Here is a 16971-nt window from a genome sequence, read left to right as displayed (position 1 = left end):
ATACCGGGAAAGGAATTCACCATGACCGAGGTACTGGACGTCGTCACTCAGGCCATCATCGATATCCGGCCGGACCTGGCCGCATCCCGGACGGAAATCACCCGCGAGTCGGCACTATTCTACGCCGCTGATCCCGGCCGGCCGATGCTGGGACTCGACTCCATGGAAGCGCTCGAACTGATCGCCGTACTGGAAGAGGAATTCGGGATTCAGCTGGGGGACACCAAGATCAGAATCGTCGACCTCCGCACGGTCGGAGACGTGGTCGACGCCATGTCGGCGGCGTTGTGACGTCCGGAGCGCCGGCGCGCAACCGCGTCCTCGTGACCGGCATCGGCATCGAGTCGTGCGCGGGCGGCACACCGGAGGAGTTGTGGGGCGCCCTGTCCGCGGGACGCCCCGCGACCTCGGCGCTGGAACTGGAGCAGCCGCTGCCGTGCCAGGTCGGCGGCGTGGTCCGGGGGTTCGACCCCCGGGAGCACATGTCCGTCCAGCAGGCCCGCCGCACCTCGCGCTTCCAGCAGTTGTTCTTCGCCGCGGCGATGAAGGCACGGGCGGACGCGGAGCTGCGCACGGCGCCGGGGGCGGTGTACGCCGGCACCGGCGGCGGCGGGCTCGATGAGGCCGCGCAACTCGTGACCACGCTGCGCCGGAGCGGGTGGCAGCAGATGAACCGGCTCGGCCTGCTCCGCCTCCTGCCCAACCAGGCCGCCGGGCTCGTCGCCCAGGAACTGGGCGTCACCGGACCGGTCATCACCCTCTCGACCGCCTGCGCGGCCTCGACGGACGCCATCGGAGCCGGGATGCGCGCGGTGCGCGACGGCACGGCCGACGTGGTCCTCGTCGGCGGCGTGGAGAGCTGGCTGGACGTGCCGGCCCTGGCGTCCTTCGCCCTGCTGGACGCGCTCTCCCGGCGGCCGGCGGCGGAGGCGGCGGCCGCGTCCCGGCCGTTCGACCGCGACCGCGACGGCATGGTGCCGGCCGAAGGCGCCGCCGTACTCGTGCTGGAGTCCGAACGGTCCGCGCTGCGCCGCGGCGCCGGCGTGTACGGCGAGGTGCTCGGCGCCGCGTCCACCTGCGACGCCCACCACCCCCTGGCTCCCCGGGAGGACGGCGCGATAGCGGCCAGGACGATCCGCACGGCCTGCGCCGACGCCGGCCTCGACACCGACGCCGTCGACCTGGTCAGCGCGCACGGAACCTCGACACCGCTCAACGACCGGGCCGAAACCGCGGCCGTCAAGCTCGCGTTCGGCTCCCATGCCCGGAACCTGGCGATCACGGCGCCCAAGTCGGTCATCGGCCACGCCTGCGGCGCGTGCGGAGTGCTGGAGAGCGTCGGCCTACTGCTCGCCATCCGCGAGAAGTTCGTGCCGCCCACCGCGAACCTGGACAACCCCGACCCCGACTGCGACCTGGACTACACGCCGCTCGTGGGCCGGCCCGCCGCGATCGACGTCTGCGTCAAGCAGAACTTCGGCTTCGGCGGCCACAACTCGGCGGTGGTGTTCGGCGCCGCGTGAGCGGCCGGGGCGCCGGCACCGCAGTCATCGCGCGGGCGCCGCTCCGCCGGGCCCGGCCGGCTGCCGGGCGCCACTGGACGCCCGGTAGGTACGGGCGAGGTGGGCCTGCAGGCGGGCGTGGCGGAACTGGTAGACCGCGCCGGCCTGGCGGAGCACGCCCCGCTGGTATGCGTCCTGGAGGAAGGCGACGACGTTCCAGGGCAGCCGGCCGGTCAGCGGCAGCCAGATCCGGGCGAAGACCACCCACTGGCCCCAGGCGGTCAGGCTGAGCCCGTAACCGAGGCCGCCGCCGATGCCGCTGATGAGGCCGAGCTTGACCGAGGACGGAACGTTCCACACGAGCGGGCCCAGGAGCGGCGACAGGGGCCGGATCATCGCCCAGGCTCCATAGCCGACCAGGAGGCCGAAGACGGGTGCCCAGACGATGAACTGCGCGGTGATCGTTCTGCGGTTCGTGCGCAGCAGGCCGGCCGGATTGACGGCGGACCGGATGTCGAGGGGAGTTTCGAGGAGGGCCACGAGCCCGAAGACGGGGCCGGCCGCCAGCGCGAACACGATCCCGAAGAACGCGCCGTTGGCAAGTCCGGCGCGCAGGGAGGCCTGGAGGCCGATGAGGTTGAGGAGCGCGACGATCCCTCCCTGCAGAAAGCCGTAGCCGAAGCCGAGGAAGAGCCCGAGCAGCAACCCGATCAGGCAGCGGGCGGCGGTTCCCCGCCAGGCCGTCCCCCTCGCCCCGCTGAAGATCCTCATGCCCATGTCGGCCGGCCGCACCACCGTGTCCCGGGCCGCGACCATGAACCAGTACACGATCCCGAACATGCCCCCGGAGACGGCCCCCACCACCAGCCCCTCCGCGAGCAGGAATCCGACGGGGTCGATGAAGACGCCGACGGCGAAGTGGACGAGCTCCATGGTCAGGCAGACCACCAGCGCGGTCACCAGCGTGCGGGTGGCACGGGGCAGTCCCGAACCGAACCGCCACCACTCCAGGTCGGGGGTGTCGAGCCGGGTCAGGTGGCGGGCGAGGTAGCCGAGCCAGTCCTGGGCGCGTTCCGGGTCGAAGCCGCGGCGCGAGCCGCCGGCCGGGCGGTGCTCCGGTCGGCGCCGGTAGGCGGAGGCGGTGAAGTTGTCGAGGAGGTGGTCCTCCAGCTCCTCGGGGCCGCCGAACCGCCGGGTGTCCAGAAGGACGGCCGGGTCGCGGCCGGGGGTGTCGCTGTAGACGGCCCGGGCGAGCGTGACCATCAGCGGCGTAGAGAGCACCGCGGCGAGGCCGGCACCGGCCCGGCTGCGCGGCTGCCCGCTCAGCTCCTTCAGTACGGGGTCCCACGCGGTGGTCATCGGATCCCCGCCGCGGGCCTTGCGCGTGGCGCGCGGCAGGTAGTCCGCGAGGTCGCTCAGGGCGAGGTCGGCCAGCTCCACCGCGGCGGCGGAGGTGAGCACGTCGGTCTCCGCCACCGCGGCGGCGTACTCCGCCGGGCGGCTCGTCAGCAGCAGGGGAAGCGTGGTGGCGTTGAGCGCCTCCAGGGCGGAGCGGTGCAGTCCGCCGGCGATCTCGTCGAAGCCGTCCAGCACGGGGAGCACCCGGCCGGTCTCGACCAGGGCGGCGGCCAGGCTCAGCCCGCCGGGCGCCGGGGCGGCGAGACCGGGATGATCGCGGGTCAGTTGTGCGGTCAGCCAGTCCCGCAACGTGATGGCGGTGGGATCCCAGCCGCCGATGCTGAAGATCACCGGTACGGCCTCGGTGCGGGCCCTCGACGTCAAGTAGTCCAGGACGAACCGCATGGTGAGGATCGTCTTCCCCGAACCGGGCCGGCCCAGCACCACCAGCCGCCCGGACGGGATCCGCCGGTACACGCCCACGATCGCGTCGAGTTGCCCGCTGAGGTCCAGCGGGCCGTGCTCGCCCCCGGCGGGCAGACGGCGGATGTTGGCCCAGTGGTCGGTCAGCTCTTCGGGAACCGGCTGCCAGCGCACCGGCAGCGGGTAGGGATCGTGCACCTGCCGCTGCTCCTCCTCGCGCTGCCAGCGGGCGGCCACCGCGTAGGCGAGTTGCTCGGCGACGTCGGCCAGGGTCTCGCGCAGGGCCGAAGCCGGCTGCCCGGTGGCCGGACCGGGGGCGCCGGCCGGTCCGGCGGGGCCCGCCGAGGTGCCGCGCGCTGCTGAGTCGTCGCGGGCTGCCGACTCGCCGGGCCCGGTCTCGTGCGCGCCCCGGCGGACGGCGGCCGCCAGCAGCTCTTCGCGTTCCGCCGGTCCCAGCCCGAGGGCATCGGCCAGCAGCCGCACCGTGGTCACCCTGGGGTCGGCGCGCTCTCCGGTCTCCAGCCCGCGAATGGTCCGCACGCCCACCCGGGCGCGCTCCGCCAGGGTCTCCTGGGTCATTCCCGCGTCGTGCCGCAGCCGCCGTAACAGCGTGCTGAACTCACTGGCCACAGGTCACGGCCTCCCCCTCGAATGTGTTGTTCCCCCAGCTGAGGGACTCTAGCGCGGCCACCGGCCGCATACGGCCGGTCTTTTGGCCTGTCCGTTGTCCGGTGCCGGGGCCAGCGTCGGCGGCATCCACCAGACCCGCCGGACAGGAGAACGGGCAGTCACGATGCCGACGACCGGAGCCACCACCCAGCCGACCGCCACCCCGCTCGGACACCAGGAGCGCCAAGTGCTCTACGCGGTCGGCTGCGGCCTGAGAGACGACGAGATCGCCGCCGGCCTCGGCATCCCCGAGGATGCCGTGGCCGGACACCTCACACGGATCCTCCTCGGGCTCGGCCTGCGCGACCGGGCCGCGGCCATCGTCCACGCCTTCGACTGCGGTGTGGTCGCCCCCGGCCGCGGCCCCCGCAGCCAGGTGACGAGCCCGGTGCCGCCGCCCACCGCCCGCCGCGTGCCCGGACCGCGGATACAGATCTCGATGCTCGGACCACTGCGGGCATGGCGCGACGGACACCCCCTGGACCTGGGGCACCTGCGCCGGCAAGCCGTCCTGACCGCGCTGGCTCTGCGCCCGGGCCGGACGGTCAGCCGGCAGGAACTGCTCGACGGCGTCTGGGGCGAGGAGCCGCCGAACACGAACGTGATACCGGTGTACGTCTACCGGCTGCGCAAGATCCTGCACGCGGAAGGCGGCCCGGACCCGGCGATCGAGAGCGACCGGTACGGCTACCGGCTGCTCCCCGGGGCGGTCACCGTGGACGTGGCGCGCATGGAGGAGCTGGCCGGCGCGGCCGCCGCGGCCGAGCGGGAGGGCGACCTGGCCGAGGCGGTCCGGGTCTGCTCCCGGGCGCTGAGCCTGTTCCGCGGAGAGCCCCTGGCCGGTCTGCCGGGGCCGCTCGCCGAGCTGGAACGGCTGCGGCTCACCGAGCGCAGGGTCGTCCTCTTGCAGCGGAAGCTGGACTGGCAGGTGCGGCTGGGCCGGCACGCCGAACCGATCGCCGAGTTGTCGGCCCTGACCGCGGCGCAGCCCCTGAACGAACCGGCCGCCGCGATGCTGATGCGCGCGCTCTACCTCAGCGGCCGGCAGGCCGACGCCTTGACCGTGTTCGACCGCACCCGCCGCCGGCTGGCCGAAGAGCTGGGAGTCGACCCGGGCCCGGTACTGCGGCGGACGCACCAGATGATCCTGCGCGGGGACGAAGCCCGCCTCGGCCGCGCCGGAACCGCGCAGTGACCGGACCGGTACGGCACACGCGCGGCGAGGAGCTCCTGCTGGCGAGGATCTCCGCGGCAGCCGGCCGCGAGCACCTCGGCAAGCGGCTCGCCACCTACGCGGGCACCGCGCACCCGGCGCCCGCGAAGTCCCCGCGGGCCCGGGGAATCCGCAGTCTGCTGACCTTCGTCCGCTCCCGCAGGCCTTCCGCGGCGAAAGGACGCGATGACGCGCGACTGGACCTGTACGCGTACGGCTTGACGGTTGCCGTCAGGGGGCGGATCCATGTCGTCCGCTACGACACCACCGCCGTATTCCGGACGAGCCCCACGGACGGCCCGGCCCGTGCCGGCTCTGCCTGCACGCTCACCGATGCCGACGGGGAGCGGGTCGTGCTGCGCGGCAGGCCGGACCGGGGCGACGCGGCAGAGTGGTGGCCCGCGATCGAGCGGGGCGTCACCCGCGCCCAACTGCCCCGGGCACTGGCCGCGCTCGACCAGGGCGAGCGCCTGGCCTTCGGCGACATCTGGCTCACCAGGGAGAAGGCCGGGTGCGGAGCGGAATGGGCGCCGTGGCCGCAGGTCCGGTACAGGCGGACCCGGGAGGGAGCCGTCGAGCTCGGCATCGGCGGGACGTGGCACGGGCCGGGCTCCGCGGCGCCCGAGATCCCGAACGCCTTCCTCCTCCGCGCGCTCGTCGAGCGCCTCGGACCGGACGGCGTGCGCTGACCTCCGCCGGCCCGGGACCGGCCCGGCCGGTCCGTTTGCCGACGCAACATCAGAAAGGCCGCCCTCGCATCATGCGAGAACGGCCTCCGACCTGCGAAAATCGCTGGTCGGGACGGCGGGATTTGAACCCACGACCCCTTGACCCCCAGTCAAGTGCGCTACCAAACTGCGCCACGTCCCGGTGCTTGTCCGGCCCGGGCTCTCGCCCTTGCCGACCGCGCACGAGAACAATACCGCACTTCAGAGGGTGATCGCGCACGCCTTTCAGTGAGACGATCATCCCTGAATGTCTCGTTTGGGTCACTTATTCGATATACGCCGACCCTCTCCTCTCTCACGCGGTATTGACCGCCCTCCCGGCCCCCGTGGGACCATCGGGCCTTCGGACGTCGCTCGCGACGCGTGCAACTCCCCCGCCCCAGGAGGACAGTTGGCAACCTCGGACGCCCCGGCGACTCCCCCTTCCACCCTCTCCCGGCGCAGGTTCCTGCAAGCCGCGGCCGGTACCGCGGCGGCGGCCGGGGTCGTGGGGGCGTTGCCCGGGGCCGTGGCCGCGGCGGCTTCCGCGCCTGCCGGGGCGCTGTCGTTCACGGCCGCCACCAACGGGGCGGCCAGCCTCGCGCCCGCCGGGGACCGGCTGATCGCCGAGGTGCAGAACGTGCTGTGGTCCCTGCCCCGCAAGGGCGGGGAGGCCGTAGCGATCACTCCGGCCGATCTTGAGCCGACCCGGCCGGTGCACTCCCCCGACGGCCGGCAGCTCGCCGTCTGCGCGTACCGGGGCGGCGGCTTCCACATCTGGACGCTGCGGCCCGACGGCAGCGGGCTGCGGCAGGTCACGGACGGGCCGTGGGACGACCGCGGGCCCGCCTGGTCGCCCGACGGCACGCGGATCGCGTTCGCCTCCGAGCGCGGCGGCGACCCCGTGGCCGGGAGCCCGTACCGGGTGTGGGTGGTGGACGTGCGGACGGGCGCGCTCACGCAGGTCACCGGGGTGAGCGGGCAGGAAGGGCCGCTCCAGGACGGCGCGTGGGAGGACTTCGACCCGGTGTGGTCGCCGGACGGCGCCCGGCTGCTGTTCGTCCGCGGGCGCCTCGCCGGGAGCGCACTGGAGGCCCGTACGATCGCGTCCGTGTCCGCCGACGGGCACGGGCCGGTGCGGACCGAGCACACCGAGGCCGCGGCCGGGCAGATCATGACGCCGGCGATCGCCCCCGACGGCCGCCTCGCCTATCTCCGGACGACCCCCGCCCCGGCGGCCGGCTGCACGCTCGTCGTGGACGGCGCGCCCGTGGCCGTCGACGGGGACGTCGAGCCCGTGCCGCCGCGCTGGACGCCCTCCGGCGAGCTGCTGCTGACCGTCAGCGGGGCGTTCAAGGTCGTCCGCCCGCAAGCCCCGCGCGACGCCGAGGTCGTCCCCTTCACCGGCCGGCTCACGGTTTCCCGGCCGCGCTACCGCACCAAGCGGTACGACTTCGACGCCGGCGGCACGCACGCCGTGCGCTCGCTGCACTTCCCCGCGCTCTCGCCCGACGGCCGCCGCGTCGCGTTCGGCGCGCTCAACGCGCTCTGGGTGGCCGACGTGGCGGGCGGCCGGCCGCCGCGCCGGGTCGTCAAGGCCGACCCCGCCCGCTACCCCTTCGGGCCGGTCTGGAGCCCCGACGGCCGCTCCCTGGTGTACGCGGGCGACAGCGGCGGCCTGCTCGCCGCGCGCCGCCACGACCTCGCGTCCGGCGCGGACACCGTGCTGGCCGAGGGCGGCCGCGCGTACCCCGTCCTGTCGCCCGACGGCAGGAGACTGGCCGCCCTCGACCTGGCCGGGAACCTCGTGGTGCGCGACCTCGCCGCCGGTGAGGACCGGGTCCTGGCAGCCGCCCTGGGCGGCGGCGGGCTGCCGGGCCGGCCGAGCTGGTCGCCGGACGGCCGCTACGTCGCCCTGTGCGACCGCAACCGGCTGAACCAGCGGTTCCGCGAGGGCTACAACCTCATCCGCGTGATCGACACGGCCGGCGGCGGCGCCCGGCTGCACGCGCTCGCCCCGCACGTCTCGCTCAGCGACCGCTACGGCTCCGGGCCCGTCTGGTCGCCCGACGGGCGGCACATGGCGGTGATCGCCGAGTCCGCGCTGTGGCTGCTCCCCGTCCGGCCCGACGGCACGCCGGACGGCGAGCCCCGCCGGCTGACGGACGAGGCCGCCGAAGATCCCTCCTGGGCGGCGGACTCCCGCACGCTCCTCTACCTCTCCGCGGGCCGCCTGCGGCTGCTGGACGTCCACGGCGGCGCCGCCCGCACCGTCCGCGTCCCCCTCGACTACCGGCGCCCGGTGCCCGCCGACACGGTGGTGCACGCCGGCCGCCTCTGGGACGGCACGGGCGACACGGTGCGCGAGGACGTCGACCTGGTGATCCGCGACGGCCGGATCGCCGCCGTCGAGCCGCACCGGGCCCGGCGCGCGGCCGACCGCACCGTCGACGCGTCGTCCGGCACGGTCATCCCCGGGCTCTGGGACACCCACACCCACCCGTACCAGAACACCTACGGCGGCCGGCAGACCGCGCTCCAGCTGGCGTACGGGATCACCACCGCGGTCTCGTTCGGCGGCGGCGCCCACGAGCAGGCCCGCATCCGCGAGGCCGTGGCCGCGGGCGAGCTCGCCGGGCCGCGGCTGCTGGCCACCGGGGAGCTGCTCGACGGCGCGCGCGTCGCGTACAGCATGGGCCGCGCGCACCGCACCCGCGAGGGGCTGCGCCGGTCGCTCGCCCGCGCCGAGGCCCTCGACTGGGACTTCGTGAAGACCTACGTCCGCGCGCCCGGCTGGCTGATGGAGGAGGCGGCCCGCTTCGCGCACGACCGGCTCGGGGTCCGCTCCGGCAGCCACCTCCTGTCGCCCGGCGTCCAGCTCGGCCAGGACCTGACGACACACCTCCAGGCCACGCAGCGGCTGGAGTTCGGCCACGCGACGACCGCTTCGGGGCGCGCGTACCAGGACGTGGAGGAGATCTACACCCGCGGGGGCTTCCACCTCGTCGCCACCATGTTCACGTCCGTACCGCTGCTCGGCGAGGCGCCGGCGCTGGCGCGGGACCCGCGGGTGACGCGGATGATGCCGCCGTGGGACGTGGAGGTCGTCCGCCGGACCGCGGCCGCGCCGCCGACCGCCGACCAGCTGGCGACCCTGGAGCGCGAGACCGGCGTCTACCGCCGGGTGCTCGCGGGCGGCGGCCTCGTCGCGCTGGGGACCGACGCACCCCTGGTTCCCGTCGGCCTCTCCCTGCACCTGGGGCTGCGCGCGCTCCACCGGTACGGGCTGACCCCGGCGCAGGCGCTCCGGACCGCGACGGTGCTGCCGGCGCGCGTCTTCGGCGCGGACCGGGACCTGGGCACACTGGAGCCCGGCAAGCTCGCGGACGTGACGGTGGTGGACGGCGACCCGTTCACGGACTTCGACACGCTGGTACGGACGGTGTCGGTGCTACGGGGCGGGGTGCGGTTCGATCAGGCGGGCCTGGTCGACGCGTACGACGGCGCCGCCGGCTCGGTCTCGCCACCCGGGGCGCGGGGTGCGGATGCGTGGCTCGCCGTGAGCCGCCAGCTCCGCCGGGACTCGTGCTGCGACGTGGAACTCCATCTGTGACGGGGCGCAGCGGCGAGCAAGCCCCACGGCCTTACCGGCGGTGCCGGACCGGCTCAGGCCCGTAGGGACACCTCCGGCCTCGTCTCGGACGCCGCGGGCCGCTCGACCGTTTCCGTCGCCGGGCGGGCGGCCACCGCCCGCCACCACGGGTCGGCCGGCAGGCCGGTCGCCGGCTCGAACGGCTGCCCCGGGCGCGGCGTCGCCACGCGCGCCCCGTGGCGGCGGGCCGCCGCGACGGAGCCCTCGGCCGGCTCCTCCCACGGGTGCGGCGCGAGATTGAACGTGCCCCAGTGGATGGGCAGCATGACGCCGTGCGCGGCGTCGCCCTGGAGGTCGGCGTGGGCCTGCATGCCCTCCTCAGGCGTCATATGAATGTCGGGCCAAAACTCCGAATACGCCCCGATCTGCACCATCGTGGCGTCGAACGGCCCGTACTGGGCGCCGATGTCCTTGAAGCCGGGGAAGTAGCCGGTGTCGCCGCTGTGGAAGACGCGGTGCGCGGAGCCGGCCACGACCCAGGAGGCCCAGAGCGTGTGCTGGGTGTTGCGCAGCGCGCGGCCGCAGAAGTGGCGGGCGGGGGTGGCGGTGAAGGTGAGGCCGGCGACGCGAGCCTGCTCGTGCCAGTCGAGCTCGGTGATCCGGCCCGCGGGCACGCCCCAGTGCTCCAGGTGGGCGCCGACGCCGAGCGGTACGACGAAGTGCGCGCCGCTGCGGCGGGCGAGGGCGCGGACGGTCGGCATGTCCAGGTGGTCGTAGTGGTCGTGGGAGATGACCACGGCGTCGAGGGGGCCGGTCTCGCGCAGCGGCACCGGCACCGGGTGCAGCCGCTTCGGGCCGGCGAAGGCGAAGGGCGAGCAGCGCTCGGACCAGACCGGGTCGAAGAGCACCCGGGCCCCGTCGATCTCGGCGAGCACGCTGGAGTGCCCCATCCAGGTCAGCCGCAGGCCGGACGCGGCGGGGACGGCCAGGTCGGCCACGGTGGTGGGGTGGACCGGCACGGTGCCGGCGGGCGCCCGGCGGGCGCGCTCCTCCGCGCGGAAGTACGTGGGCAGGAACTTCAGCATGGCGCGGGAGGGCGTGCGCTCGGTGCCGGCGGGGTTGGTGAACACGCCGTCGGCGAAGTGCGGCGACCGCCGGATGCGTGCCATCCGCTCCCCGGACGGGTCCGCGCCGAACGCGGCCGGGCGCAGGGCGTCGAGCGGTGAGCTGGTGAGGCGGAAGCCGGTCACGGCACCTCCAGGACGAAAGCGGCCAGGTCACGCCATTATCCGCCCCGGCCCGGAGGGCTACCGGGCGGCCCTCGGCGACGGCTGGGCGGCCTTTCCGGGGAGCGCCGGTGAACGTGCGCCGGTGAGCTCTCCGGCTGCCGCCGCCCGGGCTCACCCCCGTGATATGAGCCCGGACGCGCGGCCGGCGCACTGCCGGGGACCCACTGTGCAGGGTCGTGCCCCCACCCGCACGTGATTTTTTACGGGGTCTTCCCCTCCGTTTGCGGGGCGCTCAGCCCGCTGACCCGGAGGGTGATGTTCAGCCGGCCGGTGAGCCCGAGCGCGGCGGGGCCGGTGCCGGGGTGAGTGCGGGGCACGCCGTGGAAGGCGGCGCGCGAGGGCCCGCCGAAGACGAACAGGTCGCCGCTGCGCAGCTCGACGTCGGTCCAGGGGCGGTTGCGGTTGCGGGTGTTGCCGAAGCGGAAGACGCAGCTGTCGCCGAGGCTGAGGGAGACGACGGGGGCCGTGGACCGCTCGTCGCTGTCCCGGTGCATGCCCATGGACGCCGCGCCGTCATAGAAGTTGATCAGAGCGATGTCGTACGGGGCGGCTGCGGGGGCGGAATCCGGAGGCTCCTCGCCGTACGCGTCGGTGACGGCCTGCGCGGCCATCCGCTCCAGCAGGGCGGGGAACGGCTTGACCGGCGTGCCGTCGCCGTCCACGACCGTGCGGGCGTAGCCGTACGGGTACCAGTGCCAGCCGAGGCAGACCATGCGGACGGACATCTGCCCGCCGCTGGGCATGCGCACGGTCCGCAGCCCGGCGGGCGGCCGGGCCCAGGTGCGGCAGGCGGCGAGCAGGCGCTGCTGGGCGGCGAGGTCCAGCCAGCCGGGGACGTGGACCGCTCCGGGCGCGATCTCGGCCCGGGGGCGGGGGAAGAGCTCGTCGTCCATGCCGCCAGGGTAGGCCGGGGCGCGCAGGACACCGACCGCCGGATGTGACGGGCATCACACGACGACGATGCGCCGCGATGTCACACATCCACCGGTCGGATCCGTCGTACGGGCGGAAGCGCAACCACTGCGACGGAGGAAAGCCATGGCCAGGATCTCTCTCACCCCGGACCGCACCCCGCTCATCCGGATCGTGGAGTGGTACAGCAAGCGCACCTACGGGAAGGTGCTGGAGCCGCTGATGGCCCTGTCGCACCACCGGCGCGTGCTGGTCACGACGTCCCGCTTCGAGCTGTCGGTGGGCCGGTGGAAGAAGCTCGACCCGCAGCTGAAGGCGCTGGCCGAGCTGGCGTCGGCGACGGTCATCGGCTGCTCGTGGTGCACGGACTTCGGCTACTGGCTCAGCCGCGGGCACGGCATCGCGCACGAGAAGCTGCGCGACGTGCCGGTGTGGCGGGAGAGCGACGTCTACACCTCGCTGGAGCGGGACGTGCTGGAGTACGCCGAGGCGATGACGGTCACCCCGCCGGCCGTCGAGGACGAGCTGGCGGAGCGGCTGCGGCAGAGCCTGGGCGACGCGGCGTTCGTCGAGCTGACCTCGATGATCGCGGTGGAGAACCTCCGCTCGCGCACCAACGCGGCCCTGGGCCTGCACAGCCAGGGCTTCAAGGACACCTGCGACGTACCGGCGGCCCCGGCCCGTACGCGGACGGACCGGACGCCGGCGGACCGCTAGCCCTTGCGCCCCACTCCCCCGTAGAAGACCGTGTCGTTGAGCTCCTCGGGGCTCGGGACCGGTCCGTCCGGGCGCCAGAGCGGGACGCGGACCACGCCCGGGTCCAGGAGTTCGAAGGCGCCGAAGAGCGGCTCGACGGCGGACCGGTCGCGCAGATTGAGGCCGGCGGTGGCGTTCTTGTACGCGCCGACGACGCTGTCGCGGGCCTTCACGTCGGTGTAGCCGCCGGCGTAGCCCTCGTACGGCTCGGCCGTGGCGTGCGAGAGCACGAGGTGGCTGCCGGCGGGAAGGGCGTCCGCGAAGGCCGCGACGATGCCCGCCGGGTCCTCCTCGTCGGTGACGAAGTGGAGGACGGCGACGAGGAGCAGGGCCACCGGCTCACCGAAGTCGATCAGTTCGCGCACCTCGGGGCGGGCGAGGATCGCCTCGGGGTCGCGCACGTCGCCGAGGACGAAGCCCGCCTGCCCGGTCCCGGTGAGCTTCGCGCCCGCGTGCGTGGCGACGATGGGGTCGTTGTCGACGTAGGCCACCCGGACGTCCGGGGCGATCTCCCGGGCCACCTCGTGGGTGTTGGGCGAGGTGGGGATGCCCGTGCCGACGTCGATGATCTGCCGGACGCCGCCGCGGACGACCTCCCGCACGGCCCGCTGGAGGAAGGCCCGGTTGGCGCGGGCGGAGAGCCGCACCTGCGGGTGCGCCCGGATGACGTGCTCGGCGGCCTGCCGGTCGACCTCGTAGTTGTCCCAGCCGCCGAGGTAGTAGTCGTACATCCGGGCCGGGTGCGGCCGGCTGGTGTCGATGTCCTCGGCCGCGAAACCCTGCTGGTTCATGCGGTGCTCCGATCCCCATGTCATGCCCGTGCCGGCGCGGTGCGCGTGCGGGCGTGCTCGGTGTCAGCGGTCTTACTCGCAGGCGGCGCCGGAGCCGGCGAGCAGGAAGTCCGCCGCACCCGCCTTGGCGCCGTTGATGAAGCTCTCCATCTCGTGACGCGTGTAGATCAGGGCGGGGCCCCCGGGGTCGGTGGACTGGCGCAGGGCGATCCGGCCGTCGCCCAGCCGCAGCGCCTCGACGCACGAGCCCCCGTTGCCGCCGCTCCACGGCTTGCTCCACCCCTCGGTGCCGAGGTCGGTGGCGGGCATGCCGTTGTAGATGCGATCCATGGTTCAGATCTCCTTACGAATCCCACCCAGGACTGCCTCGGTGGTCTGTGCCGGTGCGGCCTGCGCGCACATGCGGTCCAGCGCTTCCAGGAAGGCCGAGACGTCTTCGCGCTGGTCGAAGTACGAGGCGCCGACGAGGTTTTCGGCGTACGCGATGTCCGGGAGCTCCGGGAGCGGGAACCGGAAGATGTGGAACGGTCCGTACATCGCCGGGTGCGGCCCGGCGGCGAACGGCATGATCTGCAACCGTACGTTGGGCAGGGTGGTGGCCTCGGCGAGCCGGGAGACCTGCTCGCGCATGATGTCCGGCCCCCCGATGGGCCGGCGCAGCACGGTCTCGTCCATCACGACCCACAGCAGCGGCGCGCCCTCGCGGGTGAGCAGCGACTGCCGCTCCCGGCGGACCGCGACCGCGCGCTCGATGTCGGCCTCGGGGGCGTGCGGCATGCCGGCGCGGAGCACGGCGCGTGCGTAGCGCTCGGTCTGGAGCAGCCCCGGGACGTAGTGCGGTTCGTAGGCCCGGATGAGGTTGGCCTCGCCCTCCAGGCTGACGAACGCGCTGAACCACTCGGGCAGGACGTCCCGGAAGCGGTGCCACCAGCCGGGGCGGTTCGCCTCGCGCGCGAGGTCGAGGAAGCCCTCGACCTCGGCGGCGTCGGTGACGCCGTAGACGCGCAGCAGCTTCTCCACGTAGGGGAGCTTCAGGCCGACTTCGGCCTTCTCCATCCTGCGGACGGTGGCGTGCGTGACGTCGAGGGCGCGGCCCGCCTCCTCATAGCTCAGGCCGGCCTTCTCCCGCAGGTCGTGCAGCCGTTTGCCGAGGACGACCCGCAGAACGGTCGGAGCGCCCGCCGGACGCACTTCCGCCACTGTTCTCCCCCTCCATGCCGACCCACTGTCAGATGCGTGTCATATGCCCGCAGTCTGTCACGCGCGCCCCCGGAGCCGACAGACTGCTCTGACGATTCTGTAATTTACAGATTGAACCTTGCCACACCTCGGCGGTATCGCACATAGTTACGGCGTGGTCCCCTCCCATGACGCACCTTCGCTCGGGCGCTTCGGCTGTTCCATGGCCGCGCGTCTCCAGGACGCCTTCCACTTCCCGGCTCGTGGCGCCTCGGTGGCAGCCGCGCGAAAACGGGTCCTCGCGCAACTGCGGGAGTGGGGCGTCGACGAAGTGGCGTGCGACGACGCCCAATTGGTGGTGTCCGAGCTCTTCACCAACGCCGTCCGGCACACGGACAGCGCGAACGTCAGCTGTCAGCTGAGGGTGCTCGGTGCGCACCTGCGCATAGAGGTGGCCGACCAGGGCCGCACCCCGACGGAGCCGCGGGCGCGGTGCAGCGGGGCGGACGAGGAGAGCGGCCGCGGGCTGCTGCTCGTGGGCGCGCTGTCCAAGGCCTGGGGGGTCCGGCCCGACGACAGCGGCCGGGGCCGCGTCGTCTGGGCCGATCTGGCCGCCGGGCGGCCCACCCCCTGAAATTCCTCCCCCTTAAATCCCTCCCCCTTGAGTTCCCTCCCCCTCGGAGCGGCGCTACAGCGGCAGCAGGTCCGGCCGCTTGGGCTCCACGTGGTCCCCCGAGGACTCGCCGCGCAGCCGGCGGCCGATCCACGGCACCAGGTGCTCGCGCGCCCAGTGGATGTTGTCGCGCCGCACCTCGGCGGGCGAGCGGTGCCCCTCGTCCGGCCAGGCCTGGTCCGGGTCGGCCGGCACCTCCAGGCCGAGCACCTGGGCGGCCCGCAGGGCGACCCGCGTGTGCCCGTCGGGCGAGAGGTGGAGCCGGTCGTCGCTCCAGGCCCGGCGGTCCTGCACCGAGCGCAGCGACCACAGGTCCAGGACCGGGCACCCGTGCCGGTCCGCGATGGCGCGGACATGGGCGGTGTACGTCGCGATCTTGCCGCGCAGGTGCCGCAGCACGGGCATCCCGCGGGTGTCGAAGCCCGTGCACAGCAGCACGGTGCCCACGGAGGAGGCCAGCTCGGCGACGGCCTTCTCGTAGCGCTCGGCCACGTCGTCCGGGTCGCTGCCCGGGCGCAGGATGTCATTGCCGCCCGCGCAGAAGGTCACGAGCTCGGGGCCGAGCTCCTTCGCCCGGGGCACCTGCTCCGCGACGATCTGGTCCAGGAGCCGGCCGCGCACGGCGAGGTTGGCGTAGCGGAAGTCGTGCTCGGGGCGCTGGTCGGCGAGGAGTACGGCGAGTCGGTCGGCCCAGCCGATGAAGGTGTCGTCCGGCCCTGGGTCGCCGACGCCTTCGGTGAAGCTGTCCCCGACGGCTGCGTACGACCCGATCGCGCTCTTGCTGAATGATTTCGAATCGTCTGCCACGTCAGCACATCTTTCCTCCCCAGGAGTGACCTACGCCACCGTAACCAGGGGTTGACGTGCCGTGATGTATCCCACCCCCGAGAAGTCCCCGCAAGCGGAATACGTCGGCGCGGCTACCGCACGGAGCGGATTGCCCGTACAACCGGTGCCGTAAGGTCGTTGAGCCGCCTCGCCGACGACCAGCGCCGGCAGCCGAGAACCCAGGGAGCGCCCGTGACGCAGACGCCGCATGTGCCGTCCACCGAGCCCGAGCTCGCGGGGGTGCGCAACTTCCGTGATCTGGGCGGCCTGCCCGCGGCGGACGGCCGGCGGGTGCGGCACGGCGTCCTCTACCGCAGCGGGCACCTGGCCCACGCCACCGAGGAGGACGCCCGCTTCCTCGGCACGCTCGGCCTGCACACGGTCTTCGACTTCCGCAACGCCGCCGACATCGCGCTCGACGGCCCGGACGTCGAGCTCACCGGCGTCCGCAACGTGAACCTGCCGCTCAACGACCCGGCCCACGGCGCCGAGTTCTGGAACATGGTGCGCGCCCGCGACCTCGCGCAGATCCGTGCGGCACTGGACGGCGGCAGAGCGGCGGACCGGATGGCTCAGACGTACCGCGAGGTCATCACGGGCCGGACGGCCGAGCTCGGCCACGTCCTGCGCTCCGTCGCCGAGGACAGCGTGCCCGCGCTCATGCACTGCGCGGCCGGGAAGGACCGCGCCGGGCTGTCCGTCGCGGTCACCCTGCTCGCCCTCGGCGTCACCCGCGACGTCATCGAGGCCGACTACCTGGAGTCGAACGCCCCGCACCGGCGCTACCGCATGCGGCGGGCGCCGGAGGCGACCGGGCCCGAGGACCGGGAGATCGCGGAACTGCTGTCGCCGATGTTCGAGGCGCGCGCCACGTACTTGCGTGCCGCGTTCGACGAGATCGACGGCACCTGGGGCACGGCCGACCGGTACCTGGCCGACGGGCTCGGCCTGACCACGGCGGCCCGTGAGCAGTTGAGGAGCCGGCTCCTCACGGACTGACGCGGGCCCGCCCCGGACCCCGGCCGGACGGCTGAGTGAT

The 16971-nt window shown here is 73.9% G+C and carries 15 protein-coding genes and 1 tRNA gene; 8 read left to right on the top strand and 8 right to left on the bottom strand.

Annotation, left to right across the window (positions count from 1 at the left end):
• The first annotated feature begins 21 nt into the window (after positions 1-21).
• Together PS271_RS25530 and PS271_RS25525 are read left to right on the top strand one after the other, a co-directional pair.
• On the top strand, positions 22-291 hold the full coding sequence (locus tag PS271_RS25530; protein ID WP_398384945.1) for an acyl carrier protein: 270 nt from the start codon (positions 22-24) through the stop codon (positions 289-291).
• A complete protein-coding gene (locus PS271_RS25525) occupies positions 288-1523 on the top strand; it encodes a beta-ketoacyl-[acyl-carrier-protein] synthase family protein (protein WP_398384944.1) in 1236 nt (411 codons plus the stop codon). Before PS271_RS25530 ends, PS271_RS25525 begins: the two co-directional genes overlap by 4 nt.
• 24 nt (positions 1524-1547) lie before the next feature.
• Here PS271_RS25525 and PS271_RS25520 read toward each other — a convergent pair whose 3' ends face one another.
• A complete protein-coding gene (locus PS271_RS25520) occupies positions 1548-3953 on the bottom strand; it encodes an NACHT domain-containing protein (RefSeq protein ID WP_398384942.1) in 2406 nt (801 codons plus the stop codon).
• Between the two features lie 163 nt (positions 3954-4116).
• Between PS271_RS25520 and PS271_RS25515 the strand changes: the two genes are divergently transcribed.
• A complete protein-coding gene (locus tag PS271_RS25515) occupies positions 4117-5187 on the top strand; it encodes an AfsR/SARP family transcriptional regulator (RefSeq protein WP_398384941.1) in 1071 nt (356 codons plus the stop codon).
• Entirely contained in the window at positions 5184-5894 is a 711-nt protein-coding gene (locus PS271_RS25510; protein WP_398384939.1) for a DUF6585 family protein, read from the top strand. Before PS271_RS25515 ends, PS271_RS25510 begins: the two co-directional genes overlap by 4 nt.
• 104 nt (positions 5895-5998) lie before the next feature.
• On the opposite strand, the gene PS271_RS25505 is transcribed toward PS271_RS25510, so the two are convergent.
• Positions 5999-6075 (bottom strand) — tRNA-Pro (locus PS271_RS25505).
• A gap of 249 nt (positions 6076-6324) precedes the next feature.
• Here PS271_RS25505 and PS271_RS25500 point away from each other — a divergent pair.
• A complete protein-coding gene (locus PS271_RS25500; RefSeq protein WP_398384938.1) occupies positions 6325-9525 on the top strand; it encodes an amidohydrolase family protein in 3201 nt (1066 codons plus the stop codon).
• A gap of 53 nt (positions 9526-9578) precedes the next feature.
• Here PS271_RS25500 and PS271_RS25495 read toward each other — a convergent pair whose 3' ends face one another.
• Positions 9579-10754 (bottom strand): MBL fold metallo-hydrolase, encoded by a 1176-nt coding sequence (locus PS271_RS25495; protein WP_398384937.1) that lies wholly within the window; start codon positions 10752-10754, stop codon positions 9579-9581.
• A gap of 239 nt (positions 10755-10993) precedes the next feature.
• Positions 10994-11686, bottom strand: a complete 693-nt coding sequence (locus PS271_RS25490; RefSeq protein ID WP_398384936.1) for an alpha-ketoglutarate-dependent dioxygenase AlkB family protein — start codon at positions 11684-11686, stop codon at positions 10994-10996.
• A 145-nt stretch (positions 11687-11831) separates the two neighbouring features.
• Between PS271_RS25490 and PS271_RS25485 the strand changes: the two genes are divergently transcribed.
• Positions 11832-12422: a carboxymuconolactone decarboxylase family protein gene (locus PS271_RS25485; protein WP_398384934.1), complete on the top strand. Its 591-nt coding sequence runs from the start codon at positions 11832-11834 to the stop codon at positions 12420-12422.
• On the opposite strand, the gene PS271_RS25480 is transcribed toward PS271_RS25485, so the two are convergent.
• The 3 genes from PS271_RS25480 to PS271_RS25470 all read right to left on the bottom strand — a co-directional run bounded on the left by PS271_RS25480 (position 12419) and on the right by PS271_RS25470 (position 14452).
• Positions 12419-13252, bottom strand: coding sequence for an SAM-dependent methyltransferase (locus PS271_RS25480; RefSeq protein WP_398384932.1), 834 nt, complete (start codon positions 13250-13252; stop codon positions 12419-12421). The genes PS271_RS25485 and PS271_RS25480 overlap by 4 nt on opposite strands.
• Before the next feature lie 72 nt (positions 13253-13324).
• A complete protein-coding gene (locus PS271_RS25475; protein ID WP_058042627.1) occupies positions 13325-13582 on the bottom strand; it encodes a DUF397 domain-containing protein in 258 nt (85 codons plus the stop codon).
• Between the two features lie 3 nt (positions 13583-13585).
• A complete protein-coding gene (locus tag PS271_RS25470; protein ID WP_120758631.1) occupies positions 13586-14452 on the bottom strand; it encodes a Sco1979 family transcriptional regulator in 867 nt (288 codons plus the stop codon).
• 154 nt (positions 14453-14606) lie between these two features.
• On the opposite strand from PS271_RS25470, the gene PS271_RS25465 reads away from it, so the two are divergent.
• On the top strand, positions 14607-15065 hold the full coding sequence (locus PS271_RS25465; protein WP_398384930.1) for an ATP-binding protein: 459 nt from the start codon (positions 14607-14609) through the stop codon (positions 15063-15065).
• Positions 15066-15119: 54 nt separating this feature from the next.
• Here the strand turns inward: PS271_RS25465 and PS271_RS25460 are convergent, their stop codons facing one another.
• A complete protein-coding gene (locus PS271_RS25460) occupies positions 15120-15911 on the bottom strand; it encodes an SGNH/GDSL hydrolase family protein (RefSeq protein WP_398384928.1) in 792 nt (263 codons plus the stop codon).
• Positions 15912-16124: 213 nt separating this feature from the next.
• Here PS271_RS25460 and PS271_RS25455 point away from each other — a divergent pair, with 213 nt between their 5' ends.
• Positions 16125-16931, top strand: a complete 807-nt coding sequence (locus tag PS271_RS25455; protein ID WP_398384927.1) for a tyrosine-protein phosphatase — start codon at positions 16125-16127, stop codon at positions 16929-16931.
• The last annotated feature ends 40 nt before the right edge of the window (positions 16932-16971 follow it).

Source organism: Streptomyces sp. SCA2-17 (assembly GCF_044336695.1).
This window is presented reverse-complemented; position numbering and strand designations above follow the sequence as displayed.